This window comes from Mycobacterium sp. (assembly GCF_040509115.1).
GTDB lineage: Bacteria > Actinomycetota > Actinomycetes > Mycobacteriales > Mycobacteriaceae > Mycobacterium.
Genome location: NZ_JBEVLO010000123.1, coordinates 14,807 through 40,756, shown reverse-complemented (window position 1 = coordinate 40,756; position 25,950 = coordinate 14,807). Strand labels below are relative to the sequence as shown.

Sequence of the window (25,950 nt, the reverse complement as noted above, 5' to 3'; positions counted from 1 at the left end):
CCAACCGGTAGACCTCGTTGTCGTACTCGTCGTTCTTGGTCCACAGCTCGATCTGGGCGATCACCTGGTTGGAGAAGCTGTTGCTCATCACGAAGGACGGGTGTCCGGTCGCATTGCCCAGGTTCAGCAGGCGGCCCTCGCTCAGCACGATGATCGAGTGGCCATCGGGGAAGATGAACTCGTCGACCTGCGGCTTGATGTTGATCCGACGGATGTCCTTGTCACGCTCCAGGCGCGCCATCTCGATCTCGTCGTCGAAGTGGCCGATGTTGCCAAGGATCGCCTGGTGCTTCATAGACCGCATGTGGTCGAGGGTGATGATGCCCTGGTTGCCGGTGGCGGTGATGACGATGTCGGCCCAGCCGATGGCCTCTTCGACCGTCTTGACCTCGAAGCCGTCCATCAGCGCCTGCAGCGCGTTGATCGGGTCGATCTCGGTGACCGCGACGCGCGCACCCTGGGCCTTCAGCGCCTCGGCGCAGCCCTTGCCGACGTCGCCGTACCCGCAGACCAACGCAGCCTTGCCGCCGATCAGCACGTCGGTGCCGCGGTTGATGCCGTCGATCAGCGAATGGCGGGTGCCGTACTTGTTGTCGAACTTGCTCTTGGTGACGGAGTCGTTGACGTTGATCGCCGGGAACACCAATTCGCCTGCGGCGGCGAACTGGTAGAGGCGCAGCACACCGGTGGTCGTCTCCTCGGTGACGCCCTGGACCGACTCCGCGATCTTGGTCCACTTGGTGTTGTCGGTCTCGAAGCGACTGCGCACCAGCGCGAGGAAGACCTTCCACTCGTCGGAATCGTCGTCCTCCGTGGGCGGGACGACGCCCGCCTTCTCGTACTGTGCGCCGCGCAGCACCAGCATCGTGGCGTCACCGCCGTCGTCGAGGATCATGTTGGCGGGCTCCCCGGGCCAGGTGAGCATCTGCTCGGCGCACCACCAGTACTCCTCCAGCGACTCGCCCTTCCAGGCGAAGACGGGAGTGCCCTTGGGTTCCTCCGGCGAGCCGTGCGGCCCGACGACGACGGCCGCGGCCGCGTGGTCCTGCGTGGAGAAGATGTTGCAGGACGCCCAGCGCACCTCAGCCCCGAGGCTCACCAGGGTCTCGATCAGGACGGCCGTCTGAATCGTCATGTGGAGCGAGCCCGAGACGCGGGCGCCCTTGAGCGGGGCGACGTCGGCGTACTCGCGGCGCAACGCCATGAGGCCGGGCATCTCGTGCTCGGCGAGGCGGATCTCCTTGCGGCCGAATTCGGCCAAGCCAAGGTCGGCGACCTTGAAGTCGATGCCGTTGAGGACATCAGCGGTCAGTGTTGGTGCAGTCATGTGGGAGCCCTTACTTCGTTGATCGTTCGCCAGTCATTGCCTGTGAACGCACTCGCGTGCGACGGCGACACCCTCAGCCTGCGGGCTCGCGGGACAGGCGCTATGGCGCTCTGCCGGCTAAGAGGTATCTATGACACCGTATCGTTCGGCAAACGGCGTCATCAAACGGGCCAGGTCACGGGCCACGTCTCCCCCACTTTCGGAGGGAGGTACCCCCAGGTCGGCCGGTCCCGGCGGCATGGACACGTAGCTCATGGCCAGCCGGACGATGGCCCTGGCCAGCACTCCGGCGTCCTCCTCGCTGCACCGCACCCAGCCCTGCATGAAGGTCGACGTCAGCCGGGCTGAGCACCTGGTGATGATGGGCGCGCTGTCGGTGGTGATGATCTGCAGAAGATCCGGCTTGGCGCTCCCGCTCAACAGCGAGATGACCAGTGGGTCGGACGCCGATTCGGCGAAGAAGGCCCGGAATCCCTCCAGGAACGCCGCGTAGACGTTGCCGACGTTGCCCTTGATCGCGTCGTCCACCGCGTCCACCAGCCGGTCGGCCAACCGCAACGCATACCCCTCGGCAAGACCCTGGCGCGAACCGAATTCGTTGTAGATGGTCTGCCTGCTGATGCCCGCGGCCTTGGCGACGTCGGACAGGGTGATCGACGACCAGTCCCTGGCCAGCAGCATGTCCCGCATACCGTCGAGGATGGAGTCGCGCAGAAGCACCCGGGACGCCTCGGCGTACGGCACGCGCGGTGGAGTCCGGGTTGCACCCGTCCGCTGATCGCGTGCGCCACCCATCCGCTCCTCGCGTGCGCCGCCCATGCCTCCCGGAGTGCTCACACGGGCGACCCTATCTTTTTCCGTCGCCCAGGTCGTGGTCACGGACGGGCGACTTCGACCATCTCGAAATCGGCCTTGGCCGCGCCGCAGTCGGGGCAGCTCCAGTCCTCGGGGATGTCGTCCCACCGGGTGCCCGGCGCGATGCCGTCCTCCGGCCAGCCCTTCTCCTCGTCGTACTCGAATCCGCACTGCACGCAGACGAACAACTTGTAATCGTTCATGGCTTCACTCCAATCTCGTTCTGATTCCCCGTCGCTTCGCTCGCCTCGTGGTCATTTCCCGTCGCTTCGCTCGCCTCGTGGTCATCCCCCGTCGCTTCGCTCGCCTTCTCGAAATCGATCTTCTCTCTGACCCCGCAGTCCGGGCAGCACCAGTCATCGGGCACCTGATCCCATCGCGTTCCGGCCGGAAAGCCTTCTCGCGCAGCGCCCTTGGCTTCGTCGTAGACGTAGTCGCAGACCGGGCAGACGTAAGCGGTCATCAGCTGACGCCGTACCTGGCCAGCACCGCGGCCCGCCTGCGCGGGTGAACGTTCACGCGAGTGATGTCACCGTCGTAGTGCGCCAGGACCCGGTGGTCCATCACCTTGCGCCACAGGGGCGGAAAGTAGGTCAGGCCGATCATCGACGCGTATCCGCTGGGCAGACTCGGTGCGCCCGACATGCTGCGCAGCGTCTGGTAGCGACGGGTCGGATTGGCGTGGTGATCGCTGTGCCTCTGCAGGTGGTAGAGAAACAGGTTGGTCACCAAATGGTCTGAGTTCCAACTATGTTCGGGCGTGCAGCGCTCGTAGCGGCCACTCGGAGTCTTCTGCCGGAGCAGGCCGTAGTGCTCGAGATAGTTGACGGTCTCAAGCAGGGTGAAGCCGAATACCGCCGAGATCAACACGTACGGGACGAGCGCGGCGCCGAAGACTGCGATCAGAGCGCCGTACAGCGCCACCGACATCACCCATGCGTTGAGCACGTCGTTGGACCAGTGCCAGGGACTCTTGTCCTGCCTGCGCAGTCGCTGCGCCTCCAGCTCCCACGCCGACTTGAGGCTGCCCCACACGCTGCGCGGCAAGAACTCCCAGAACGTCTCGCCGAAGCGAGCCGAAGCCGGGTCCTCCGGGGTCGCGACGCGGACGTGGTGGCCGCGATTGTGCTCGATGTAGAAGTGGCCGTAACAGGTCTGCGCCAGCGTGATCTTGGACAGCCAGCGTTCCAGCGAGTCCTTCTTGTGGCCCAGTTCGTGCGCGGTGTTGATCCCGACGCCGCCCATCATGCCGACCGATAGCGCCAAGCCGATCTTCGCGGGCCAGCCCAGCGACCCCTCGAATCCGAGCCAGCTCAGGTCCGAAGCGGTGAACAGGTAAGCACCCAACACCACCGTCGCGTACTGGAACGGGATGAAGGCATACGTGCAGTAGCGGTAGTACTTGTCGTTCTCGAGCCGCTGCATCAGCTCGTCCGGCGGATTCTGTCCGTCGGGGCCGTATCGCCAGTCGAGCAACGGAAGCACGGCGTACACCAGGATCGGCCCGATCCAGAATGGCGCCTGCGCGGCGGCGTGCCAACCGAAGTGGTTGAGCGCCCACACGATTGGCAGCATCACCATCACCGCGGTGGGCACGATCAGGCCCATCAACCAGAGGAAGCGCTTCTTGTCGCGCCATTGCTCGACGGGCACCGTGCCGTCGGCGGCATCCATTTGGGTTGTCACAACTGGGTCACCTCCATGTGAGAGCCATCACCTACCGATCTTGACTCTAGACGCTTCTTTGTCCGTTGTCTAGACAGAATGCCATCATTTGTAAACCGTGGACACGGACGGCTCGCCGCCGTCCACCGAGCGGCTCGACGACGGTGACGACTGTCTCGATCCGTGGAGTAGCGTCCGGGAGGTGGTGAGAGCCCCGGGGAGTCACGCCATCGTCATCGGCGCCAGCATCGCGGGGACCTGCGCCGCACGGGTGCTTTCGGATCACTACGGTCGGGTCACGGTCTTCGAGCGCGACGACCTGCCTTCCGCACCCGCCCATCGCGCAGCCGTCCCTCAGGGACGCCACGTGCACCTGTTGATGGCGCGGGGCGCCGCCGAGTTCGAGAACCTGTTCCCCGGCCTCCTCGACGACATGGTCGCCGCGGGCGTACCGAAGCTGGCGAACCGCCCCGACCGCATCTCGTTCGCCGCCGCGGGCCATCTGCTCGGGATCGGGAGCACCCTGCGCGAGGAGTTCACCGCGTACGTGCCGAGCCGACCGCACCTCGAGTGGCAAATCCGCCGCAGGGCCCTGGCACTCTCCAACGTCGAGTTGCGGGCAGAGGGCGTCGCGGAGCCCTGGTATGAGCCCGCCGAGGAGCGGGTGATGGGGGTGCTGCTCGAGGCGGGCGACGAGTCGACCGCGGTGGCGGCCGACCTGGTGGTCGACGCGACGGGTCGCGGCACTCGGCTGCCAACGTGGTTGGAGCAGTGGGGTTTCGGCCGCCCGACGGAGGACACCGTCGACGTCGGGATCAAGTACGCCACCCATCAGGTGCGTCTGCCCGCCGACCTGATCGAGGAGAGGGTCGTCGTCGCAGGCGCGAACCGCGACACGCCCATGGGTCTCGGCATGCTCCGCTACGAAGACGGCCTCTGGGGACTCACGACGTTCGGCACGGGCAAGGTCGAACCGCCGCACGACTTCGCCGGGATGTGCGCCTTGGCCGACGCCGTCCTGCCCGCCCACGTCAGCGCCGCACTCCGGAGGGGCGAACCGATCGGCGACGTCGCGTTCCACGCCTACCCCACCAGCCGGTGGCGTCGCTACGACCGGATGGACCGCTTCCCGACCGGCATCGTCCCGTTCGGAGACGCGGTGGTGAGTTTCAACCCGACCTTCGGGCAGGGCATGACGATGACGTCGATCCAGGCGGGCAACCTGCAGGCGGCACTGAGCTCGGGTCAGCCCGACCTAGCGGGCCTACTCGCCAAGGCGACGGCGAAGACCACCTGGCCGGTGTGGGTGATGACCTCCGTCGGTGACATCGCTCTGCACGACGCCACCGGCGACGCCCCGTGGTGGTACCGCCCCGTCGGAGAGCTGTTCGACCAGTTCCTCGGCGCCGCCGAGACGGACCCCGTTCTCGCAGAATGGTTTCTGCGCAGATTCAGTCTGCTCGACAGCCTTTACATGGTGCCGTCGGCACGGCTCGTCGGCCGCACCATCCGGCACAACGCGCGCCTGCGGTTCAGCGAGGCGCTCGACGCCCGGCGACGCGCACGCAAGGCCAAACTCGTTGCGGCGCAATGACGCGCTTTAGACGCCCACCGCTTTAGACGCCCACCGTGGCCCGGAACAGCGTGGCGGGCTCGTCGGCGACGAGCCGGATCGGGCCATCGTCGGCCGACACCCACGCCGAGGCTCCCCTGTCGAGCGTGAGCAGGCCTGCCTTGGCATGCACCTGAACCGAGCCCTCGGTGCACAGCAGCACCTGCGGCCCGTCGTGACGGGCAGGCGCGTCGACCTGATGCCCCAGTTCCGGACCGTCGAGGCGCAGCACCGACACGGCGAACTCCGGTGCGGGCGTGTCGTAGACGAGCTCGATCCCCTCGGTGACGACCTGCGGCCGAAGGGCGGATTCCTCGGTCGGGGTGAAGTCGAGCACCCTGAGCAGTTCGGGAACGTCGACGTGCTTGGGGGTCAACCCGCCGCGCAGGACGTTGTCGGAATTGGCCATCACCTCGAACCCCATGCCGTGAAGATAGGCGTGCAGGTTTCCGGCGGGCAGATAGATGCCCTGGCCCGGCTCGAGGCTGATCCTGTTGAGCAACATCGACGCGAGCACCCCCGCGTCTCCCGGATAGAGCTCGCCGAGCTGCAGGGTGGTCTTCGCCTCCTGCGCGAATCTCGTTTCCCCCGAACGCAAGTAGTTGATGGCGCCGTCGAGCACCGCGGGGACGAGGACGTCGAGATGCGCCTGCGGCGCGGTGATCCACGTGGTGAACAGTGCCCGCAGCCCGCCGGCGTCGGCTTGGCCGGCCAGCAGGTTCACGAACGGATCGAGATCGGCGACCGACAGCGCACGCATCAGGTCGACACTGCCGTCGACGGGCCGAAAGCCCGCCAGCGCCTCGAAGGGGGTCAGCGCGACCATCAGTTCCGGCTTGTGACTGCGATCGCGGTAGTTGCGGTTGGGTGCCGAGACGGGAATCCCGAGCCGGTCCTCGCGGGCGAAGCCCTCCATCGCCTGAGCGGCCGACGGATGCGCCTGCAGCGAGAGGGGCTCGTCCGCTGCCAGCACCTTGGCCAGGAACGGCAGCGCGTCGCCGAACCGCTGGCGCGCCGTGCCCCCCAGTTGTCCCTCCGGATCCGCGGCGATGGTGTCGAGCAGCGATCGCTCGATGCCGTCACCGGCCAGCCAGGCCGGGTCGCCGGGATGCGCGCCGAGCCAGAGCTCAGCCTCCGGATGCGGGGTGGGACTGGGTCGCCCGGTGAATTCGGCGATCGCCGTGTGCGATCCCCACGCGTAGGTTCGCAGCGCGCCGCGTAACAGATCCACCTGTCAACCTCGAACCAATCTCAGGTACACCGCCGTCATCTCCAGTCGCACCGCCAACATCGCCAATTGCTGCTCGGGTCGTCCGCTGGGGCGAGGCGTGACGACGTCGTCGACATCGCCCGCGCTGAGGACGTCGACACCTTCCCAGCCGTCGAGCGCAGAAACGATTGCCTGCCGCTCCTCGTCCGTGGCGAGCACGACGGTGCGCACCCGCGGAGGCAGCGGACCGTCGATCTCCTCGTCATGAAAGACCGACGACTCGTAATTACTTGCACCGCTGGCCATTCCACCACGTAGCGCAGCCAGCGCGTCGCTCAGACCGACGGCAGCCACGGGTTGGTGGGACACCCGCAGAAGCATCGCACCGGCATGTCTGGCGAGCGCGGCGCCCGCCGGATTGCCGCCTGCCAGTACCACGCTGCTGCCCGACATCCTGGCCGCGAGCGATTTCGCGGGATTGGTGAACAGGTCGCGGGCTGCGCTGTTGCGCAGCGCCTCGGCGTCCAGTTCGTCGGCCAGTGCGGAGAGATCCACGCTCATCCCCGGGTCGACCACGTGCAGGGTGGCCAGGCCCGCGGCGAGGTAACGGACGAAGCCGAACTCGTCGGACACGTACAGCCTCGGCGCCAGCACCACCGCCCTGCCCGACGCCACCTCGCGCAACGGCCCCTCGTCGGGGGCGGCCACCACGACGCGGGCACCGCGCCGGATCCCACTCGCAGCGGCGGAGACCAGAGCCGGATCGCCCGCGTCGTCACCCGCGACGATCATCACGTCCAGCGCGCCGATCCACGGTGGCACCTCGGACGCGACGACGATCGGTGCCGCGGTCGACCCGCCGAGGGCCGCGGCCAGCGTCAGGCCGGCCGCCTCTGCGGACCCTCGCCCCGCCACCCAGATCACGCTGCGGGGCGGCTGGTCCGACCGCAACGAGTCGAGTTCGCCCTCCTCGAGAGCGGCTGCCGTGGCCCGCGTCTGCGCACCCGCCATGGAGGCTGAGCGCAGCAACCCGAGTCGGTCGGCGCCCAGCAGACCGTCGACGTCGTCGAGGTCGATGGTGGCGTGCGTGGCGCTCACGTCAGCGCCTGGCTCACCGAACGGATGTCGGCGGCGACCGCGTCGACGATGGCCGCGACGTCCTCGGAGGTTCGGGCCTCGACGTTCAACCGCAGCAACGGCTCCGTGTTGGAGGTGCGCAGGTTGAACCAGCTGCCGTCACCGAGGTCGACGGTGACACCGTCGAGGTGGTCGATGGAGTGGATGCGAGTACCGAAGGACTTCAATACCGCGTCGACGCACGCCGGCGCGTCGTCGACGGTGAAGTTGAGCTCGCCGGACGCCTCGTACCGTTGATAGTCGGCCATCAGCTCCGACAGCGGGCGGTCCTGCTCCCCCAGCGCCGCGAGGACGTGCAGCGCGGCGAGCATTCCGGAGTCGGCGCCCCAGAAGTCGCGGAAGTAGTAGTGCGCAGAGTGCTCGCCGCCGAAGATCGCGCCGGACTCGGCCATCAACGCCTTGATGTAGGAATGGCCGACGCGGGAGCGGATCGCGGTGCCGCCGCGTTCGGTGATCAGCTCGGGCACCGCACGGGACGTGATGAGGTTGTGGATCACCGTCGCGCCGATCTCGCGAGACAGCTCCCGGCCCGCCACCAACGCCGTCACGGCGGACGGGGACACGGGCTGCCCGAGTTCGTCGACGACGAAGCAGCGGTCGGCGTCGCCGTCGAAGGCCAGTCCGATGTCGGCGGAGGTAGCGAGGACGTGGCGCTGCAGGTCCACCAGGTTGGCGGGATCCAACGGGTTGGCCTCGTGGTTGGGGAAGGAGCCGTCGAGCTCGAAGTACAGCGGCAGCACCGTGATTGCGTCGAGTGGACCGAGCACGGCGGGGGTGGTGTGCCCTCCCATCCCGTTGCCCGCGTCGACCGCCACGCGCAGCGGTCGCTGACCGGCGATGTCGACGAGGGACCGCAGGAAGTCGCCGTAGTCGCCGAGCACGTCGCGATCCTCGATGGTTCCCGGCTTGCCGTCGAACCCCGGCACGCCGTTGATGACGTCTTCGCTGATGGTGGTCAGCCCGGTGTCCTTGCCGACCGGCTTGGCGCCTGCGCGACACAGTTTGATGCCGTTGTACGCGGCGGGGTTGTGACTGGCGGTGAACATGGCGCCGGGGCAATCGAGTAGACCCGACGCGAAGTACAGCTGGTCCGTCGACGCCAACCCGATGCGCACGACGCCGAGCCCCTGCGCGACGACGCCCTCGGCGAACGCGGCGGCCAGCGCGGGCGAGCTCTCCCTCATGTCGTAACCGATCGCGACGCGGGTCGCATGGACGCCACTGGCTTCGTCGCGAACCAGCCTCGCAAACGCGCCGCCGACGTCGGTGACGAAGGCCTCGTCGATCTGCTCGCCGACCAGACCGCGCACGTCATACGCTTTGATGACGCTGTTGACAGCCGCAGCTGGCCGGGACATAGAGCTCCTAGTGAAGGGACTTTGGCGCCAGCCTATCGGCTCGACAATCCTCGCGCCGGTGGGCCGCTCCAGCACGACACGAATCTAACGGGCGGCCCGACCTCGGGGCGGTCTCGGGTTGGGCCCGAGTTAATCGGCCGGGTCTGGCAACACGCGCAAATGCCCGCGTCGGCGGCCGTTGTGCTGCTCTGATCGCGGCGCCGCCGGCGCCATCAACGCGCCACCATGGACGCCGGTCGTGGGGTCGGAGAAACCGACGGGTACAGCGTTCGACGGGACGTCGCGGCCTTCGCGCACGGCGTCGGCGAGGGCGACGAGGTCGTCGTCGTCGGTATGCGACGGCAGCGGACCGGCGTGGCGGACGAGCTCCCACCCGCGCGGCGCGGTGATCCGACCTGCGTGGATGACGCAAAGATCCCAGGAGTGAGGCTCGGAGGCGATGGCGAGCGGGCCGACGACCGCGGTCGAATCCTTGTAGACGAAGGTCAGCGTCGCCACGGCGTAGTGCGGGCACCCGGGCCTGCAGCAGCGACGGGGAACGTTCACGGACACGAGGCTATCGCGCAACACCGACTCGAGCTCACGACACGCGCAGCGGGTGGGCCCCCGATGTGCAACCGTTACGATCGCCGAATGGTCGAGCGTGGCGCCGGACGAGCCCACCGTGGTCGCCGCGAGATGCGCAGTCCGCTGCTGCCGCCCACCGTGCCTGGATGGCGTAGTCGGGCCGAGCGATTCGACATGGCGGTGCTCGAGGCGTACGAGCCGATCGAGCGACGCTGGCAGGACAGGGTGTCCGGCTTGGACGTGGCGGTCGACGAGATCCCGCGGATCTCGCCGAAGGACCCCGACAACGTGCAGTGGCCACCCGAGGTCATCGCCGACGGGCCCATTGCCCTCGCCCGGCTGATACCCGCCGGTGTCGACGTGCGAGGAAACGCCACTCGCGCACGAATTGTGTTGTTCCGTAAGCCAATTGAGCGACGGGCAAAGGACACCGTCGACTTGGCCGACTTGTTGCACGACATTCTGGTGGCGCAGGTCGCCACCTATTTGGGCGTCGAGCCCTCCGTCATCGACCCGACGATCGAGGACGACTGACCCGTTCGCTCAGAGCTTGATCAGATGATGCCGCGCTTGAGCCGACGGCGTTCCCGTTCGGAGAGGCCGCCCCAGATGCCGAACCGCTCGTCGTTTGCCAGCGCGTAGTCCAGGCAGGCGTCCTTGACTTCGCATCCCAAGCAGATGCGCTTGGCCTCTCGGGTGGAGCCACCCTTCTCGGGGAAGAACGCCTCCGGGTCGGTTTGCGCGCAGAGGGCGCGCTCCTGCCACTGCTCGTCGTCGATTGCCGGCTCGGCGTAGCCGAACCCGGCGTGGTCCGGCACCACACTGAGCTGAGGACGGCCCGCGACGGCGTCCTGAGCCGGCGCGTAGCCGACGTGCGGATCGCTGTCTACCGAGCCGAGCATCCGACTGTCGAATCGGATGACACGATCGAAATCTGCGTGCTCATAAGACATCTTCCGCCTCCTCGCAATGGTCTCGTAATTGCCTCATCTGATCCCCGCCCCGTTCGTCCGTATGCACACCATTCGAACAAGTGATCGAATCTCGGTCTGCGACAGTGGAACCGGGAAGCCAACCGGGAAATGACACTGATGTGATTAGACACGGGTTAGCTGCGGGGGTCAAGCGCTAGAACCGGTTTTCATATCATCTCGTGACCCAATCTCGGCGCGTCGGTTACACGGCGTGTCGAGAAAACGACGAAATCGGGGACCGCCGTGGACCACGACGGCAGGAATGCGCCTAGTGTCGATCGATGTGAAAGTCACCGTTCTGGTCGGCGGAGTCGGCGGCGCGCGATTCCTGCTCGGCGCTCAGCAGTACCTCGGCCTTGGGCAATTCGCAGACACCGCAACCGGACCGGAGGGCGAGCACGAGCTCACCGCCATCGTCAACGTCGGCGACGATGCGTGGATGCACGGCGTCCGCATCTGTCCCGACCTCGATACCTGCATGTATACCTTAGGTGGAGGGATAGACCCCGAACGGGGATGGGGCCATGCCAACGAAACCTGGCATGCCAAGGAAGAACTCGCGGCCTACGGAGTGCAGCCCGACTGGTTCGGGCTCGGCGATCGCGACCTCGCCACCCATCTGGTGCGCAGCCAGATGCTGCGGGCGGGCTATCCACTGTCCCAGGTGACCGAGGCGCTGTGCGCCCGGTGGCAGCCGGGCGCGCGGCTCCTGCCCGTCACCGACGACCGCAGCGAAACCCACGTCGTCGTAACCGATCCCGAACCGGGCGCCGAACCCGACGCCCGACGGGCAATCCACTTCCAGGAGTGGTGGGTGCGCTACCACGCCAAGCTCCCCACCCACGGCTTCGCCTTCGTCGGGGCCGACGCGGCAACGGCGGCACCGGGTGTCGCCGAGGCCATCGCCGAGGCCGACGTCGTCTTCCTGGCGCCGTCGAACCCGGTGGTCAGTGTCGGCGCGATCCTCGCCGTGCCGGGAATCCGTGGGGCACTTCGGTCGACGACGGCACCCGTGATCGGCTACTCCCCCATCATCGCGGGACGGCCCTTGCGCGGCATGGCAGACGAATGCCTGTCGGTAATCGGCGTCGAGACGACCTCGGAGGCCGTGGGACGACACTTCGGAGCGCGCTCGGGGGTCGGGATCCTGGACGGCTGGCTCATCGACGATGGCGACGAAGCAGCAGTGGACGGCGTCGACGTACGGCCGATTCCGCTGCTCATGTCGTCCCCCGAGGCGACCGCCGAGATGGTGCGCAGCGGAATCGAACTCGCCGGCCTCGGCTCCGGTGCGCGATGAGCGAACATGGCGCGGCGGCAGCCATCGAGATCCTGCCGGTGCCCGGTCTGCCGGAGTTCCGACCCGGCGACGACGTCGCAGGCGCGATCGCCGCGGCAGCGCCGTGGCTGCGCGACGACGACGTCGTGGTGGTCACCAGCAAGGTGTTCTCCAAGAGCGAGGGCAGGATCGTCGCGGCGCCGACGGATCCCGAGGAGCGGGACGCCTTGCGGCGGAGGCTCATCGATGCCGAGGCCGTGAGGGTGCTGGCCCGCAAGGGTCGCACGTTGATCACCGAGAACGCGATCGGGCTCATCCAGGCCGCGGCGGGTGTCGACGGTTCCAACGTCGACGCGTCGGAATTGGCGCTCCTGCCAATCAATCCCGACGGCAGCGCGGCCGAGTTGCGGGAGCGTCTGCGGTCGCTGCTCGGCATCACCGTCGGCGTGGTCGTCACCGACACGATGGGCCGAGCCTGGCGCAACGGCCAGATCGACGCGGCGATCGGCGCGGCGGGCCTGGCCGTGTTGCACGGGTACCACGGCGTCCACGACCCACACGGCAATGAACTCCTGGTGACCGAGGTCGCCATCGCCGACGAGATCGCCGCGGCGGCAGATCTGGTGAAGGGCAAGCTGACCGGAATTCCGGTGGCGGTGGTGCGCGGTCTCGCGCCACGCGATGACGGCTCCAACGGCCACACCCTCGTCAGGGCAGGCGAGGACGATCTGTTCTGGCTCGGCACCGAGGAGGCGATGCTGGCTGGCAGGCAGCAGGCCCAACTGCTGCGCCGCTCCGTCCGCCGATTCAGCGATGAACCGGTCGACCCCGCCGTCGTCGAGGCTGCGGTCGCGGAGGCTCTCACCGCGCCCGCCCCGCACCACACCCGTCCTGTGCGATTCGTCTGGGTCCGCGATCCCGAGGTCCGCGTGCGTCTGTTGGACGCCATGAAGCACGCGTGGCGCACCGACCTGGAGGGCGACGGCAAGCCGTCCGATGCCGTCGACCGACGCCTGGGGCGCGGCCAGATCTTGTACGACGCACCGGAGTTGGTCATCCCGTTCATGGTGCCCGATGGCGCCCACTCCTATCCGGACGCCGCCCGCACCGCCGCGGAGGCCACGATGTTCACCGTCGCCGTCGGCGCCGCCGTCCAGGCTCTGCTGGTGGCACTCGCGGTGCGCGGCGTCGGCAGCTGCTGGATCGGATCGACGATCTTCGCCGCCGACGTGGTGCGCGACCACCTCGACGTGCCCGACGATTGGGAGCCGTTGGGAGCCATCGCGATCGGCCATCCCGAAGAGCCGGAGGGCCCGCGGGGCCCGGTGCCGACGGACGGGCTCCTGGTGATCCGTTGAGCCTGCACCAATCGGTCGTCGACACGCTTGCGCGTTGGCAACCAGCAGATCCGGCGCAGGATTCGTTGCGCAACGCGGTGCTCGCCTTCGTGCTGGCCAGGCCCGACGCCTGCCAACGCGCCTGTGTCCCCGGCCACGTCACGGCGTCGGCGCTGGTGCTCGATCACACCGGGACCCGCACGCTGCTGACCCTGCACCCCCGGCTCGGCCGTTGGGTGCAGCTCGGCGGCCACTGCGAGGAATCCGACGCCGACATCTCCTCCGCCGCCCTGCGGGAGGCCACCGAGGAATCCGGCATCGACGGACTGACCGTCGACGACGTGCCCGCCGCACTGCACGTCCACGCGCTCACCTGCTCGCTGGGCGTGCCCACCCACCACCTCGACGTCCAATTCGTCGCTCACGCGCCGGAGCACGCTCAGATCGCGATCAGCGACGAGTCACTCGACCTTCGGTGGTGGCCGCTGCACGACCTACCCAAGGGCTCCGACTACGGGCTGAGGCAGTTGGCCATGGCGGCCCAGACGCCTCGGCCGTTTCACACGTCGGTGGAATAACGGATGCCGCCGTCGGGGATGTGCACTCCCGGCCACACGCGAGCGCCGCGCAGCAGCTCGCACCGCGCGCCGATGTCGGCGCCGTCACCGATCACGCCGTCGCGGATCAGCGCCCGCGGCCCGATGCGCGCGCCGAACCCGATGATCGAACGTTCGATCACCGCGCCGGCTCCCACGTGGGCGCCATCGAAGATCACCGCACCGTCCAGTCGGGCACCGGCACCGATCTCAGCCCCGCGCCCGACCACCGTGCCACCGATCAGCAGCGCCCCAGGCGCCACCGACGCACCGTCGTGAACCAGCTCCTCGCCGCGGTGCCCCTTCAACGCGGGCGACGGGGCGATGCCACGCACCAGGTCGGCGGAGCCCCGCACGAAGTCCTCCGGCGTGCCCATGTCACGCCAATAGGTGGCGTCGACGTACCCGCACACCTTGAGGCCCTCCGACAGCAGGGCCGGGAAGACCTCGCGCTCCACCGACACCGCGCGGCCCTCGGGGATCCGATCGATGACCGCGCGCTGGAAGACATAGCAGCCCGCGTTGATCTGATCGGTCGGCGGGTCCTGCGTCTTCTCCAGAAATGCCGTCACGCCGCCGTCGGAATCGGTTGGCACACAACCGAATGCGCGAGGATCGCCGACTCGGACCAGGTGCAGCGTCACGTCGGCCTTGCGGTCGTGATGGCTGGCGAGCAGGGCGCCGAGGTCTGCGCCGGACAGCACGTCGCCGTTGAACACCAGCGCCGTGTCGTAGCGAAGTCTCGACTTCACGTTGGCGATGCCGCCGCCGGTGCCGCGCGGCTCGTCCTCCACGACGTACTCGATCTGCAGACCGAGCTTGGAGCCGTCGCCGAACTCCGCCTCGAACACCTCGGCCTTGTACGACGTCCCCAACACCACGTGCTGGATGCCCGCGGCCGCGATGCGGGACAGAAGGTGCGTCAGAAAGGGCAGGCCCGCGGTCGGCAGCATCGGCTTGGGCGCCGACAGCGTGAGCGGACGCAGGCGGGTGCCCTGCCCGCCGACGAGCACGACGGCATCGACCTCTGCCGGGTTCACCGAACTAGTCACAACGAGGTCCGTCCTTTTCTCTTCGCGATCTGCCGCCGAGAGTTGCCGACGACCAGCAACGCGCGGACGGCGAGCGCTGACCTGATGGCGAGGCGCAATGGCGACTGCCACCAGCGAGGATGCCGGTCAGCGAGGAAAGTGTAGGTGCTCGTGTGGTGGGCGGCCAAGTTGCGGGCCGGGTCGCGGCCGGTGGAGTGGCCCTTGTCGTGCAGGACCTCCGCCGAGGGCACGTAGACGTTCTGCCAACCGGCCCGCGACAGACGATCGCCCAGGTCGACGTCCTCCATGTACATGAAATACCGCTCGTCGAACCCCGCGACGTCGTGATAGGCCTGCCGCCGTAGCAGCAGACAGGAGCCCGACAACCAGCCGACGGATCGTTCGCTGGGCTCCAGGCGCTCCTGGCGGTAGGCGGCCGACCACGGGTTGGCCTTCCAGAACGGGCCGACGACGGCGTGCATGCCGCCGCGGATCAGGCTCGGCTGATGCCGCGCCGACGGGTACACCGACCCGTCGGGATCGTGGATCAGCGGACCGAGCGCGCCCGCCGCGGGCCAGCGGTCGGCCGCCCTGAGCAGCTCGTCGATGCTGCCGGGACCCCACACCACGTCGGGGTTGGCGACGATGAAGAAGTGGGGGTCGCCGACCGGGTCCACACCGTCGGCCTCCACCAGGTACTTCGACACGGCCATGTTCACCGCGGAGCCGTAACCCAGGTTCGCGCCGGTGTGCATCAAATGCGTGTTGGGGTAGCGCTCGGCCGCTTCCTCGGGCGCCCCGTCGGTGGATCCGTTGTCGGCCATGACGACCTTCACCGCCCGTTCGGTGGCGTGCCCGAGCGAGGCGAGGAAGCGGTCCAGGTGGGGACCCGGTGAGTAGGTCACCGTCACCACCACCAATTCCCCCGCTTCCTCAGCGATCACTTCCTCGGCCACGGGCTAGAGGGTAGCGGGCGCGGCGGGCACGGGCCCGCCACGACGGGCGCAGTGCCAGCCCGCCGCCAGGGGGTGGGTCCCCGCTAGGCGTTCATCGCCGCGGCAAGCGCGTCACGCCACGGCCGCAGCGGGGTGAGACCCGCGTCGGCCGACTTTCTCGACGCCAACACCGAGTACGCAGGCCGGGGCGCCGGTCGAGGATGTCGATCGGTGCCGACCGGTGACACCAGGTCCGGGTCGGCGCCGGCGAGTTCGTACACCGCTCTGGCCTGTTCGTAGCGGCTGGCCTCCCCCTGGTTCGCGGCGTGCAGCACCGACTCGCTGATCGATCCATCCCCGACCTGAAGCAACGCGCTGACCAGGTCGACGGCGTAGGTCGGGGTCCCGATCTGGTCGGACACGACCTCGACCCGGGCGCCTTCTGCGGCCTTGCGCTGCATCACCGCGACGAAGTCGTTCCGGTCGCCGCCTGCGTAGATCCATGCGGTCCGCACCACGTGCGCCCCGGGCATCGCGGCGAGCACCTTGAACTCGCCGTCGAGCTTGGTGCGGCCGTAAACGCTCCGCGGGTCGGTCTCGTCGTCGATCTCATAGGGGTGGGGGGCGCCCTCGAACACGCCGCTGAATACGTAGTCGGTGGAGACGTGCACCAGCTCCGCTCCGGCCCTCGCGCACGCATGCGCGACGTTCTCCGCGCCCGCGGAGTTCACCGCACTCGCGGCGTCCTGCTCGACCTCGGCCTGGTCGACCTTCGTGTACGCGGCGCAGTTGATCACGACGTCACCCGCGGTGAAGTGACGTTCGGGCGCGGTGGGGTCGGTGATGTCGCACTCAGCCGACGTCAGCGCGAGCACCTCCCGACCCTGCCGTCGCGCCTCGGCGGCCAGAAGCCGCCCCACGAGTCCGCCTGCGCCGGTGATGACCAAACGTTGCGACATGTCTCAAGAGTCTGGCACGCCGACCCGAGCTACCCGGCGTCTGGTCGATTCGGAAGTAGCCTGGGCGGATGCCCGCTCGCCTCATTCGGATCATCGCCGTGCTCGCGGCGTCGGTGATCGTCATCGGCACTGGCGTCGCGTGGAGCAAGATCCGCTCGTTCGAGGCCGGGATCAATCACATCAGCTCTGAATCGCTCGGCGGTGGTGGCGAGGACGGCGCCATCGACATCCTGCTCGTCGGAATGGACAGCCGCACCGACGCGCACGGCAACCCGTTGTCGGCGGAGGAATTGGCCACGCTGCGCGCGGGTGACGACGTCGCGACGAACACCGACACGATCATCCTGGTGCGCATCCCGAACAACGGGAAGTCGGCGACCGCAATCTCGATTCCCCGCGACTCCTACGTCAAGGCACCGGGCGATCTCGGCAAGACGAAGATCAACGGTGTCTTCGGCCAGGTGAAGCTGGAGCGGATGAAGGAGCTCGTCGAGGTCGAGGGCGTCGATCCCGCAGTCGCCGAACCGCAGGCCAACGAGTCCGGCCGCGAGGCTCTGATCGAGACCGTCGCCGACCTGACCGGCGTCACGGTCGACCACTATGCCGAGATCGGACTGCTCGGCTTCTCCCTCATCACGGATGCACTCGGCGGGGTCGACGTCTGCCTCAAGGACGCCGTCTACGAACCCCTTTCGGGCGCCGACTTCCCGGCCGGCTGGCAGAAGCTCAACGGCCCACAGGCGTTGAGCTTCGTGCGTCAGCGCCACGACCTTCCTCGCGGTGACCTCGACCGGGTGACCCGGCAGCAGTCCGTCATGGCTTCCCTTGCCCACCAGGTCATCTCGGGCAAGACGCTATCCAGTCCCGCCACGCTGAACCGGCTGGAGGAGGCCGTCCAGCGCTCGGTCGTGCTTTCGGACGGCTGGGACATCATGGACTTCATCACCCAGCTGCAGAAGCTCGCCGCGGGCAACGTCGCGTTCGCCACCATTCCCGTCCTTCGCGAGGACGGCTGGAGTGACGACGGCATGCAGAGCGTGGTCAGGGTCGACCCGACACAGGTCCAGGACTGGGTGGCCGGCCTACTCAAGGACCAGGACGAGGGCAAGACCGACGTCATCGCCTACAGTCCGGCCAAGACCACCGTCGACGTCGTGAACGATTCCGACGTCAACGGCCTGGCCGCCTCGGTGTCCGACATCCTGACCGGCAAGGGATTCACGGCAGGCAACGTCGGCAACAACGAGGCCGAGCGGGTGGCCAGTAGCCAGGTCCGCGCCGCGAAGGTCGACGACCTTGGCGCCCAAGCCGTCTCGAAGGAGCTGGGCAACATCCCCGTCGTCGAGGACGCCTCGGTGCCGCCGGGCTCGGTCACGGTGATCCTCGCCGTCGACTACACCGGGCCGGGTTCGGGGCTGGGCACCGAGAGCGCGACGACGGAGGACGCCACGCAGCTCTCCGGCGACGGCACCGGCCAGACGACCGTCGACTCCAGCGAGGCCCCGCCTCCGCCCCCGACGATCATCACGGCCGGATCCGACGACCCGGAGTGCGTGAACTGACGAATCTCAGCTCGGCGGTGATGGATCCACTGCTCGCCGTCCCGTCCTCGCCGCGGGTCACCTACTACGACGACGCCACCGGTGAACGCATCGAACTGTCGACCGCCACCCTCGCGAACTGGGCGGCGAAGTCGGGCAACCTGCTGCGCGACGAGCTCGGCGCTGGCCCTGGCACCCGCGTCGCCGTCATGCTTCCCGCACATTGGCAGACCGTCGGCGTGTTACTCGGGATCTGGTACGTCGGAGCGGAAGCCGTTCTGGGGCAAGAGATTCTGGAGCAGGGGGGCTGCGACATCGCCTGCTGTACCGTGGATCGGCTCGCCGACGCCGACGCCGCCGTCGGATCGACCGGCGAGGTCGTCGTGCTATCCCTCGACGCGTTCGGCCGCCCGGTCCCCGACCTGCCGTTCGGCGTCACCGACTATGCCACGTCGGTGCGCGTGCACGGCGATCAGATCACGCCAGAACGTCAGCCAGGGCCAGCTCTCGACAGCCGTTCGGTCGACGACGTGCTCACGGCCGCAGCGACTTCCGCTACAGCCAACGGCCTCACGGCGGCCGACCGCGTGCTGTCGACGGCCACCTGGGGCACTCCCGACGATCTGATCGACAACCTGCTCGCCGTCTACGCCATCGGGGCGTCGCTCATCCAAGTCGCCAACCCCGCCCCCGAGGCGCTCGAGCGGCGCAAGACCAGCGAGAAGGCCACCAAGCTGCTCGGCTAAGTTCGACGTATGACCGACCCGAGCAGCCGCCCACCCCTGGACCCGACGACACTGCGGACTCGCGTCGGGCCACCATGGCGCGCCGTGGACGTCGTCGAGGACACCGGCTCGACCAACACCGATCTCCTCGAGCGTGCCGCCTCGGGCGAGGACATCGTGGGAGCGGTCCTGCTCGCCGAACACCAGAGCGCAGGCCGCGGCAGGCATGGCCGGCAATGGTCGGCGCCGCCCCGATCCCAGCTGTCCCTTTCCGTCGGCATCGACGCCTCGGCGGTGGAGCCGAGTGAATGGGGTTGGCTTCCCCTGCTGACCGGTGTCGCCGTGGTGGAGGCGGTCGCCGCCGTCACCGGTGTCAGCGCTGGACTCAAGTGGCCGAACGACGTGCTCGTCGGCACGGGCAAGTTGGCTGGGATCCTCGCCGAGGTCTCGGCACCGCAACCGGTGATCGTGGTGGGCGCGGGCATCAACGTCACGCTCACCGAGCAGGAAGCGCCCGACCCGCGCGCCACCTCCCTGGCGATCCTCGGTGCGACCGACGTCGACCGCACCGCCCTCGCGGCGGCCGTCCTGGACGCGTTGGGGTTGGGCATCCAGCGGTGGCAGGCCGCCGGCGGCGTCGATGACGCGTTGCTCGCCGACTACCGCAGACTGAGCCTGACGCTGGGCAGCCAGGTCAAGGCCACCCTGCCCGGCGGCGGCGAGATCGTCGGAATCGCAAAGGAATTCGACGACGCGGGTCGGCTGATCATCGCCAACGGCAACGACCTCACGACGGTCGCCGCGGCCGACATCACCCACCTGCGAGCCGCGGAGTGATGGCGGCCCGAGAGATCAGCGCAGCAGTGCGCGGCTCATCACCACGCGCTGAATCTCGTTGGTGCCCTCGTAGATCTGCGTGATCTTGGCGTCGCGCATCATCCGCTCGACCGGGAAGTCCTGCGTGTATCCGGCGCCGCCGAACAGCTGCACCGCGTCCGTGGTCACCTCCATCGCCACGTCGGAGGCGAAGCACTTCGCGGCTGAGCTGATGAACCCCAGGTTGGGCTCACCGCGCTCCGCGCGGGCGGCAGCCGAGTAGACCATCAGCCGCGCCGCTTCGGTCTTCATCGCCATGTCGGCAAGCTTGAACTGCACGCCCTGGAACTCGCTGATCGACTTGCCGAACTGCTTTCTGTCCTTGGTGTATTCGAGCGCGGCATCCAACGCCCCCTGCGCGATCCCCACCGCCTGCGCGCCGATCGTCGGGCGGGTGTGATCCAGCGTCGCCAGCGCAGTCTTGAATCCGGTACCCGGCTCGCCGATGATCCGATCGCCGGGAATCCGGCAGTTCTCGAAGTACAACTCCGTGGTCGGCGAACCCTTGATGCCGAGCTTGCGCTCCTTGGGGCCAACGGTGAAACCTTCGTCGTCCACGTGGACGACGAACGCCGAAATGCCGCTGGCGCCCTTGTCGGGATCGGTCACGGCCATGACCGTGTACCAGGTCGACTTGCCGCCGTTGGTGATCCAGCACTTGGCGCCGTTGAGAATCCAGTCGTCCCCGTCGGCCTTGGCGCGGGTGCGCATCGCCGCGGCGTCGCTACCCGCCTCACGCTCGGACAGCGCGTAGGAAGCCATCGCCCCGTCGGCCATCGTCGGAAGGACCTGCTTCTTGAGATCGTCCGAGCCGCGCAGGATCAACCCCATCGTGCCAAGTTTGTTGACCGCCGGGATCAGCGATGCCGAGGCGTCGACGCGCGCAACCTCTTCGATCACGATGCAGGCCGCCACCGAATCGGCGCCCTGGCCGCCGTACTCCTCGGGGACGTGCACGGCGTTGAAGCCCGACGCGTTCAGCGCGTCGAGGGCTTCCTGCGGGAAGCGCGCCTTGTCGTCGACTTCGGCGGCATGCGGAGCGATCGCCTTCTCCGAGAGCGCACGGATCGCCGTGCGCAGTTCGTCGTGTTCCTCGGGCAATCTCATTGCATCGAACGACGGATTTCCGGCCCAACTAGCCACTGCGACCTCCTAGTTACTCGCTAGTAGCTTACTCGACCCGCTAGCCACCGAGTAAGCGGTCGCGCAACGCGGCGTCCTTCTCTGCGACGGTCGCCGCGAGCCCCGCCTGGAACTCCTCGATCCGCCCACGCAGCTCGGCGTCGGCGGCCCCGAGGATGCGCACCGCCAGCAGACCGGCGTTTCGACCGCCGCCGATCGACACGGTCGCCACCGGTACACCCGCGGGCATCTGGACGATCGACAGCAGTGAATCCATCCCGTCGAGCCGCGCCAGCGGCACCGGAACGCCGATCACCGGCAGCGGCGTGGCGGCAGCCACCATGCCGGGCAGATGGGCAGCACCACCCGCGCCCGCGATGACGACCTCCAGGCCACGACCCGCCGCGGCCCGCGCGTATTCGAGCATCAGCGCCGGGGTGCGATGGGCCGACACCACGCCGACCTCGAACGGGATGTCGAACTCGGCCAGCGCCTCGGCGGCCGCCTCCATCACCGGCCAGTCACTGTCACTGCCCATGATGACGCCGACCCTCGGCCGATCAGGCATGCCCGTCCCACCCATCCGTCCACTCGGCGTGCGACAACCAGTGAGCGGCACGCACGGCACGCTCCCTGACCTCGGCAACGTAGTCCGGGTCGTCAGGCGACCCGCCGATCGCGCCGAGCACGTTGACGTGACCCAGTTTGCGACCCGGTCGTTCGCCCTTGCCGTAGAGGTGCACCTTCGCCTCCGGCAGGCGGCCGAACAAGTGATGCAGCCGTTCGTCGACCGGCATCGCCGGGGTCGTCGGCGCCCCGAGAACGTTCGCCATCACCGTCAGCGGAGCGACCGCCTCGGTCGACCCGAGCGGGTAGTCGAGGACGGCCCGCACGTGCTGCTCGAACTGGCTGGTGCGGGCACCGTCCATGGTCCAGTGCCCCGAGTTGTGTGGCCGCATCGCGAGCTCGTTGACGAGAAGGCGACCGTCGGTGGTCTCGAAGAGTTCGACGGCCAGCACTCCCACCACGCCCAGCTCCGACGCGACGCGCAGGCCGAGACGCTCGGCTTCCGACGCCAACTTCGGGTCCAGGGACGGGGCGGGCGCCAGCACCTCGACGCAGATTCCGTCGCGCTGCACCGTCTGCACCACCGGCCACGCGGCGCCCTGACTGAACGGCGACCGGGCCACCAGTGCCGACAACTCGCGCCGCATCGCGACGCGCTCCTCCAGCAGCACCTCGGCACCGTCGGCGAGATAACGCGTTGCCGCCTCCCGCGCATGTGCGGTGTCCCTGGCGATCGTCACGCCCCTGCCGTCGTAACCCCCACGCGAGGTCTTCACGACGACCGGTCCGCCGATCTGTTGCGCGAAGTCATCGACGGCGTCCGCGACGTCGGTGCCGCCGGTCACCACCGCATAGCGCGGGATGGGGGCGCCGAGCTCCTCGAGACGACGCCGCATCAGAATCTTGTCCTGCGCGAACACCAGAGCCTCCGGTGGTGGCGCCACGTTGACGCCTTCCGCGACCAGGGCCCTCAGGTGCTCGGTGGGGACGTGCTCGTGGTCGAACGTCACCACCGACGAGCCCTTGGCCGCGGTCCGCAGATCATCCAGATCGGTGTGGGATCCGAGGACGAGATCGGGGGTGACCTGGGCGGCGGGCTCGTCGGGCGCCGCCGCGAGGACGCGAAGCGTCTGACCCAGTGCGATGGCTGACTGGTGCGTCATGCGAGCAAGCTGACCAGCACCGATCATGGCCACGACCGGGACCGTTGAGTGTGTCGACACCGCTTCATCGTGTCATGCGCGCAGACGTGTCGTTCGTCTAGATGGGCGGCAGCGATGCGGCATCGGGCCGCCGCTTTACGTACACTCCACTTCTGTGTCCTTCGCCGATGCCACCATCGCTCGCCTACCGCGACCGATCCGGCCATTTGCCGAACGGCACCACGAACTCATCAAGTTCGCGATCGTGGGCGCCACGACGTTCGTCATCGATTCGGTGATCTTCTACACGCTCAAGTTGACGATCCTCGAGCCCAAGCCGGTGACGGCCAAGATCATCGCGGGAATCGTCGCGGTGATTGCGTCCTACATCCTCAACAGGGAATGGAGCTTCCGCGATCGCGGCGGCCGCGAACGTCACCACGAGGCGTTGCTGTTCTTCGGCGTCAGCGGGGTCGGCGTTGTCCTGAGCATGGCCCCGCTCTGGTTCTCCAGCTACGTGCTGGAACTGCGGGCGCCGATGGTGTCCCTCACCGTCGAGAACATCGCCGACTTCGTCTCGGCGTACGTCATCGGCAATCTGATGCAGATGGCGTTCCGCTTCTGGGCGTTCCGGCGGTTCGTCTTCCCCGACGAGCTGGGCCACGGTCCCGACAAGGTCGTCGAATCCACCTTGACCGACGGCGGATTGGCCGAGGCGATCGAGGACGAGGTCGAGATTCATCGCGCCACCACCATCGCGCCGGTCACGCCCATCTCGCCGACCAGCCCGACCTCGAAGCCGACCTCGAACGGGCGAGCCGCCAGCTGAAGCGGCTAGCGCGGACGCCTGGATCTGATGTCGGATTCCTCCGCGCCGAGGGTGTCGAACACCTCTTGGTACAGCAGTGAATGGACGTTCTCGACGCGAGGGATGTCGTAGAACTCGAGCGGATCCTGCGACGCCGACTCGACGATCAAGGTTCCGGTGCGCAAGATGCGGTCCAGCATTCCGTGCCGGAACTCGACGCTGTTGATGCGAGCCAGGGGTATGTCGATACCGCTGCGGGTGGCCACCCCGCGCCGGAACATCACCCGCCGGTCGGTCACGACGAAGTGCGTCGTCCACCAGCGGAGGAACGGCCACAGGGTGAGCCAGCCGACCACGACCAGCCAGACCACCGCGATCACGACCGACACCACGACCTTGGCGTTCTGCTCCCAGGCCGTGTTGTTGACGACGGCCGCCCCGAACGAAGCCAGCGCGGTGACGATCAGCAGGACAAGGACCGGTCCGACGAGCCGCTTCCAATGCGGGTGCCGATGCAGCACCACCCGCTCGTCGCGGGCCAGGACCTTCTCCGGGTACTTCACGGATGGAACTCTACGAGTCGGATGACGCAGGCATGGTCAGTAGGCTCCCGAGCCTCGCATGACCGCCTTGATGGTGCGAAACACGATCATCAGGTCGCCAACCATCGACCAGTTCTCGACGTAGGACAGGTCGAGGCGGACCGACTCCTCCCACGACAGATCGGAGCGTCCGCTGACCTGCCAGAGACCGGTGATGCCCGGCAACACCAGCAGCCTGCGGCGGACCTCGCTGTCGTAGGCGGCCACCTCGCGGGCCAGCGGCGGGCGTGGGCCCACGACGCTCATCTCGCGACGCAGCACGTTGATGAACTGAGGCAGCTCGTCGATGCTGTACTTGCGCAGATAGCGTCCGATGCCGGTGACCCTCGGGTCGTCGCGGATCTTGAACAGGACGCCGCCGTCTGCCTCGTTCAGGTTCATCAGCTCGGCGGCCCGTTGATCGGCGCCATCGACCATGGTGCGGAACTTGATCATCTGGAACGGCGTTCCGTCGATGCCGATGCGCTCCGACCGGTAGAAGACCGGACCTCGACTGCTCAGTTTGATGGCGATCGCCGCGAGCAACATGAGCGGCGAGACCACCAGCAGCACCAGCGCCGCGAAGCACAGGTCGAACAAGCGCTTCTCGAAGCGCTTGGCCCCGTTGTACTGCGGCTTCTCCAGGTGGATCAGGGGCAGACCGGCGATCGGCTGCATGACCAGGCGCGGGTTCGCGACGTCGGAGACACCGGGCGACACCATGAGGTCGACGTCCAGCTTCTCCAGCGTCCAGGACAGATCGCGGATGCCCTGCGGTCCCAGGTGCTCGGTGGCCGCGACGGCGACGGTGTCGATACCGGTGTCGCCGATGATCTGCGCGATGTCGGTTTCGTTGCCGAACACCGGGAACTCGCCTACACCGGGAACGGCGATGCTGGTGCGGTCCATCTCACCGGGAATGCACAGCCCGGCCACCGCGTAGCCGTACTCCGGCTGCCGCGCCAGGGATTGGATCAACGACGTCGCCGACCGGCGCTCGCCCACCACCAGCACCGAGGCCAGGAACTCGCCACCCATCCGGCGCTTGGCGACCTTGGCCCGCCAGTACCGCCGACTGACGAACAGTCCGGCCAGACCGAGCGGGAGAGCGATGGCGAGGTAGCCACGAGCTAAGTCCAGGCGGAACACCATCGACAGGATCGCAATGGCGCCGAAGCCTGAAAGCGTTGCTGTCGAAACGCGTCGATACTCTTCGACGCCCGCGCCGATCACCCGCGCGGATCTGCTGCGATAAATCGCGAGTGCAATGAGCCAAACCGCAATGATGACGAGCGACACCATCGTGTAGTCGATATCGCGATATTCCAGCCGACTGCCGTACTCGCCGAAGCGAATTCGCTGCGCAACCACGACCGCCAGCACCACGACGACCGTGTCGGAAATGCGGAGCCACCGAATGTAGCGCGATTGCCAGTCGACCCGGCTCTGCGCGCTCGTCCGCAGCATGCGCGGCGGCGTTCCTATTGCGGTGTTCGCTGTCATCTTCCCCACGGTAACTCGGCTCGACGAAGTTGCTGAGCAATCCTGACACGCCAGCAGTCAATCCGCCACTGTACTGCAAAAGAAATTAACTGAAGGGTCACTCAGCGAAGCCTCATTCCCGGGAGATGCGAGCCGCTCGACGGCCAAAACCGCTGCGCCACGGCATCGCTCGGGCGACGGCGGCGGGCGACGATCCAAACCGGAACCGTGCACAGATCCTTGCGCTTGCAAGCCAACGGCCTG

At 67.8% G+C, this 25,950-nt stretch carries 26 protein-coding genes and 1 pseudogene; 9 read left to right on the top strand and 18 right to left on the bottom strand.

Features of this window, described 5'->3' with window-relative positions; all coding sequences use genetic code 11:
- The 5 genes and pseudogenes from ahcY to ABW137_RS09590 form a co-directional block, all read right to left on the bottom strand.
- The coding region (gene ahcY / locus ABW137_RS09610) for an adenosylhomocysteinase (protein WP_526399232.1) at positions 1–1,327 on the bottom strand (1,327 nt) is incomplete at its 3' end.
- 117 nt (positions 1,328–1,444) lie between these two features.
- On the bottom strand, positions 1,445–2,122 hold the full coding sequence (locus ABW137_RS09605; protein ID WP_526399245.1) for a TetR/AcrR family transcriptional regulator: 678 nt from the start codon (positions 2,120–2,122) through the stop codon (positions 1,445–1,447).
- Positions 2,123–2,202: 80 nt separating this feature from the next.
- A complete protein-coding gene (locus ABW137_RS09600) occupies positions 2,203–2,385 on the bottom strand; it encodes a rubredoxin (RefSeq protein ID WP_526399230.1) in 183 nt (60 codons plus the stop codon).
- Positions 2,386–2,489: 104 nt separating this feature from the next.
- Positions 2,490–2,645 (bottom strand): annotated as a pseudogene (locus ABW137_RS09595) (rubredoxin); the annotation flags it as partial.
- Positions 2,645–3,856 (bottom strand): alkane 1-monooxygenase, encoded by a 1,212-nt coding sequence (locus ABW137_RS09590; protein WP_526399244.1) that lies wholly within the window; start codon positions 3,854–3,856, stop codon positions 2,645–2,647. The pseudogene ABW137_RS09595 and the gene ABW137_RS09590, both read right to left, overlap by 1 nt.
- Before the next feature lie 196 nt (positions 3,857–4,052).
- Here ABW137_RS09590 and ABW137_RS09585 point away from each other — a divergent pair, with 196 nt between their 5' ends.
- Entirely contained in the window at positions 4,053–5,441 is a 1,389-nt protein-coding gene (locus ABW137_RS09585; protein ID WP_526399242.1) for an FAD-dependent oxidoreductase, read from the top strand.
- A gap of 22 nt (positions 5,442–5,463) precedes the next feature.
- Here ABW137_RS09585 and manA read toward each other — a convergent pair whose 3' ends face one another.
- From manA to ABW137_RS09565, 4 genes are all read right to left on the bottom strand, one after another.
- Entirely contained in the window at positions 5,464–6,690 is a 1,227-nt protein-coding gene (manA, locus tag ABW137_RS09580; RefSeq protein ID WP_526399228.1) for a mannose-6-phosphate isomerase, class I, read from the bottom strand.
- Positions 6,691–6,693: 3 nt separating this feature from the next.
- Positions 6,694–7,767: a TobH protein gene (locus ABW137_RS09575; RefSeq protein WP_526399226.1), complete on the bottom strand. Its 1,074-nt coding sequence runs from the start codon at positions 7,765–7,767 to the stop codon at positions 6,694–6,696.
- Positions 7,764–9,164, bottom strand: coding sequence for a phosphomannomutase/phosphoglucomutase (locus ABW137_RS09570; protein ID WP_526399224.1), 1,401 nt, complete (start codon positions 9,162–9,164; stop codon positions 7,764–7,766). The genes ABW137_RS09575 and ABW137_RS09570 overlap by 4 nt, the downstream gene beginning before the upstream one ends.
- A gap of 129 nt (positions 9,165–9,293) precedes the next feature.
- On the bottom strand, positions 9,294–9,710 hold the full coding sequence (locus tag ABW137_RS09565; RefSeq protein WP_526399222.1) for a DUF3499 family protein: 417 nt from the start codon (positions 9,708–9,710) through the stop codon (positions 9,294–9,296).
- A gap of 132 nt (positions 9,711–9,842) precedes the next feature.
- On the opposite strand from ABW137_RS09565, the gene ABW137_RS09560 reads away from it, so the two are divergent.
- A complete protein-coding gene (locus ABW137_RS09560) occupies positions 9,843–10,265 on the top strand; it encodes a metallopeptidase family protein (protein ID WP_526399240.1) in 423 nt (140 codons plus the stop codon).
- A gap of 20 nt (positions 10,266–10,285) precedes the next feature.
- Here the strand turns inward: ABW137_RS09560 and ABW137_RS09555 are convergent, their stop codons facing one another.
- A complete protein-coding gene (locus ABW137_RS09555; RefSeq protein WP_526399238.1) occupies positions 10,286–10,552 on the bottom strand; it encodes a WhiB family transcriptional regulator in 267 nt (88 codons plus the stop codon).
- A 436-nt stretch (positions 10,553–10,988) separates the two neighbouring features.
- Here ABW137_RS09555 and cofD point away from each other — a divergent pair, with 436 nt between their 5' ends.
- The 3 genes from cofD to ABW137_RS09540 are packed head-to-tail and all read left to right on the top strand — an operon-like array spanning position 10,989 to position 13,899.
- Positions 10,989–12,005: a 2-phospho-L-lactate transferase gene (gene cofD / locus ABW137_RS09550; protein ID WP_526399220.1), complete on the top strand. Its 1,017-nt coding sequence runs from the start codon at positions 10,989–10,991 to the stop codon at positions 12,003–12,005.
- Positions 12,002–13,342, top strand: a complete 1,341-nt coding sequence (locus tag ABW137_RS09545) for a coenzyme F420-0:L-glutamate ligase (protein ID WP_526399218.1) — start codon at positions 12,002–12,004, stop codon at positions 13,340–13,342. The genes cofD and ABW137_RS09545 overlap by 4 nt, the downstream gene beginning before the upstream one ends.
- A complete protein-coding gene (locus tag ABW137_RS09540) occupies positions 13,339–13,899 on the top strand; it encodes an NUDIX hydrolase (protein WP_526399216.1) in 561 nt (186 codons plus the stop codon). The genes ABW137_RS09545 and ABW137_RS09540 overlap by 4 nt, the downstream gene beginning before the upstream one ends.
- Here ABW137_RS09540 and manB read toward each other — a convergent pair.
- The 3 genes from manB to rfbD form a co-directional block, all read right to left on the bottom strand.
- The gene (gene manB / locus ABW137_RS09535) at positions 13,881–14,957 is read right to left on the bottom strand and encodes a mannose-1-phosphate guanylyltransferase ManB (RefSeq protein WP_526399236.1); all 1,077 of its coding nucleotides are present in this window, start codon (positions 14,955–14,957) and stop codon (positions 13,881–13,883) included. The two genes, ABW137_RS09540 and manB, sit on opposite strands and share 19 nt — an antisense overlap.
- 8 nt (positions 14,958–14,965) lie before the next feature.
- On the bottom strand, positions 14,966–15,904 hold the full coding sequence (locus ABW137_RS09530; protein ID WP_526399215.1) for a glycosyltransferase family 2 protein: 939 nt from the start codon (positions 15,902–15,904) through the stop codon (positions 14,966–14,968).
- An 83-nt stretch (positions 15,905–15,987) separates the two neighbouring features.
- Positions 15,988–16,842, bottom strand: a complete 855-nt coding sequence (gene rfbD / locus ABW137_RS09525; protein ID WP_526399213.1) for a dTDP-4-dehydrorhamnose reductase — start codon at positions 16,840–16,842, stop codon at positions 15,988–15,990.
- A 68-nt stretch (positions 16,843–16,910) separates the two neighbouring features.
- Here rfbD and ABW137_RS09520 point away from each other — a divergent pair, with 68 nt between their 5' ends.
- The 3 genes from ABW137_RS09520 to ABW137_RS09510 are packed head-to-tail and all read left to right on the top strand — an operon-like array spanning position 16,911 to position 19,945.
- On the top strand, positions 16,911–18,404 hold the full coding sequence (locus tag ABW137_RS09520) for an LCP family protein (protein ID WP_526399211.1): 1,494 nt from the start codon (positions 16,911–16,913) through the stop codon (positions 18,402–18,404).
- Entirely contained in the window at positions 18,401–19,129 is a 729-nt protein-coding gene (locus ABW137_RS09515; RefSeq protein WP_526399234.1) for a TIGR03089 family protein, read from the top strand. The genes ABW137_RS09520 and ABW137_RS09515 overlap by 4 nt, the downstream gene beginning before the upstream one ends.
- 9 nt (positions 19,130–19,138) lie before the next feature.
- The gene (locus ABW137_RS09510) at positions 19,139–19,945 is read left to right on the top strand and encodes a biotin--[acetyl-CoA-carboxylase] ligase (RefSeq protein WP_526399209.1); all 807 of its coding nucleotides are present in this window, start codon (positions 19,139–19,141) and stop codon (positions 19,943–19,945) included.
- Positions 19,946–19,960: 15 nt separating this feature from the next.
- Here the strand turns inward: ABW137_RS09510 and ABW137_RS09505 are convergent, their stop codons facing one another.
- Genes ABW137_RS09505 through ABW137_RS09495 form a run of 3 tightly spaced genes read right to left on the bottom strand, consistent with a single transcriptional unit; the run spans position 19,961 to position 22,896 of the window.
- A complete protein-coding gene (locus ABW137_RS09505) occupies positions 19,961–21,127 on the bottom strand; it encodes an acyl-CoA dehydrogenase (RefSeq protein ID WP_526399207.1) in 1,167 nt (388 codons plus the stop codon).
- Positions 21,128–21,167: 40 nt separating this feature from the next.
- On the bottom strand, positions 21,168–21,674 hold the full coding sequence (purE, locus tag ABW137_RS09500; RefSeq protein WP_526399205.1) for a 5-(carboxyamino)imidazole ribonucleotide mutase: 507 nt from the start codon (positions 21,672–21,674) through the stop codon (positions 21,168–21,170).
- Positions 21,667–22,896, bottom strand: a complete 1,230-nt coding sequence (locus tag ABW137_RS09495) for a 5-(carboxyamino)imidazole ribonucleotide synthase (RefSeq protein ID WP_526399203.1) — start codon at positions 22,894–22,896, stop codon at positions 21,667–21,669. Before ABW137_RS09495 ends, purE begins: the two co-directional genes overlap by 8 nt.
- A gap of 94 nt (positions 22,897–22,990) precedes the next feature.
- Between ABW137_RS09495 and ABW137_RS09490 the strand changes: the two genes are divergently transcribed.
- Positions 22,991–23,644 (top strand): GtrA family protein, encoded by a 654-nt coding sequence (locus ABW137_RS09490; RefSeq protein ID WP_526399201.1) that lies wholly within the window; start codon positions 22,991–22,993, stop codon positions 23,642–23,644.
- Between the two features lie 5 nt (positions 23,645–23,649).
- Here the strand turns inward: ABW137_RS09490 and ABW137_RS09485 are convergent, their stop codons facing one another.
- The gene (locus ABW137_RS09485) at positions 23,650–24,186 is read right to left on the bottom strand and encodes a PH domain-containing protein (protein ID WP_526399199.1); all 537 of its coding nucleotides are present in this window, start codon (positions 24,184–24,186) and stop codon (positions 23,650–23,652) included.
- 36 nt (positions 24,187–24,222) lie between these two features.
- Positions 24,223–25,707, bottom strand: a complete 1,485-nt coding sequence (locus ABW137_RS09480; protein WP_526399197.1) for a sugar transferase — start codon at positions 25,705–25,707, stop codon at positions 24,223–24,225.
- Positions 25,708–25,950: the final 243 nt, after the last annotated feature.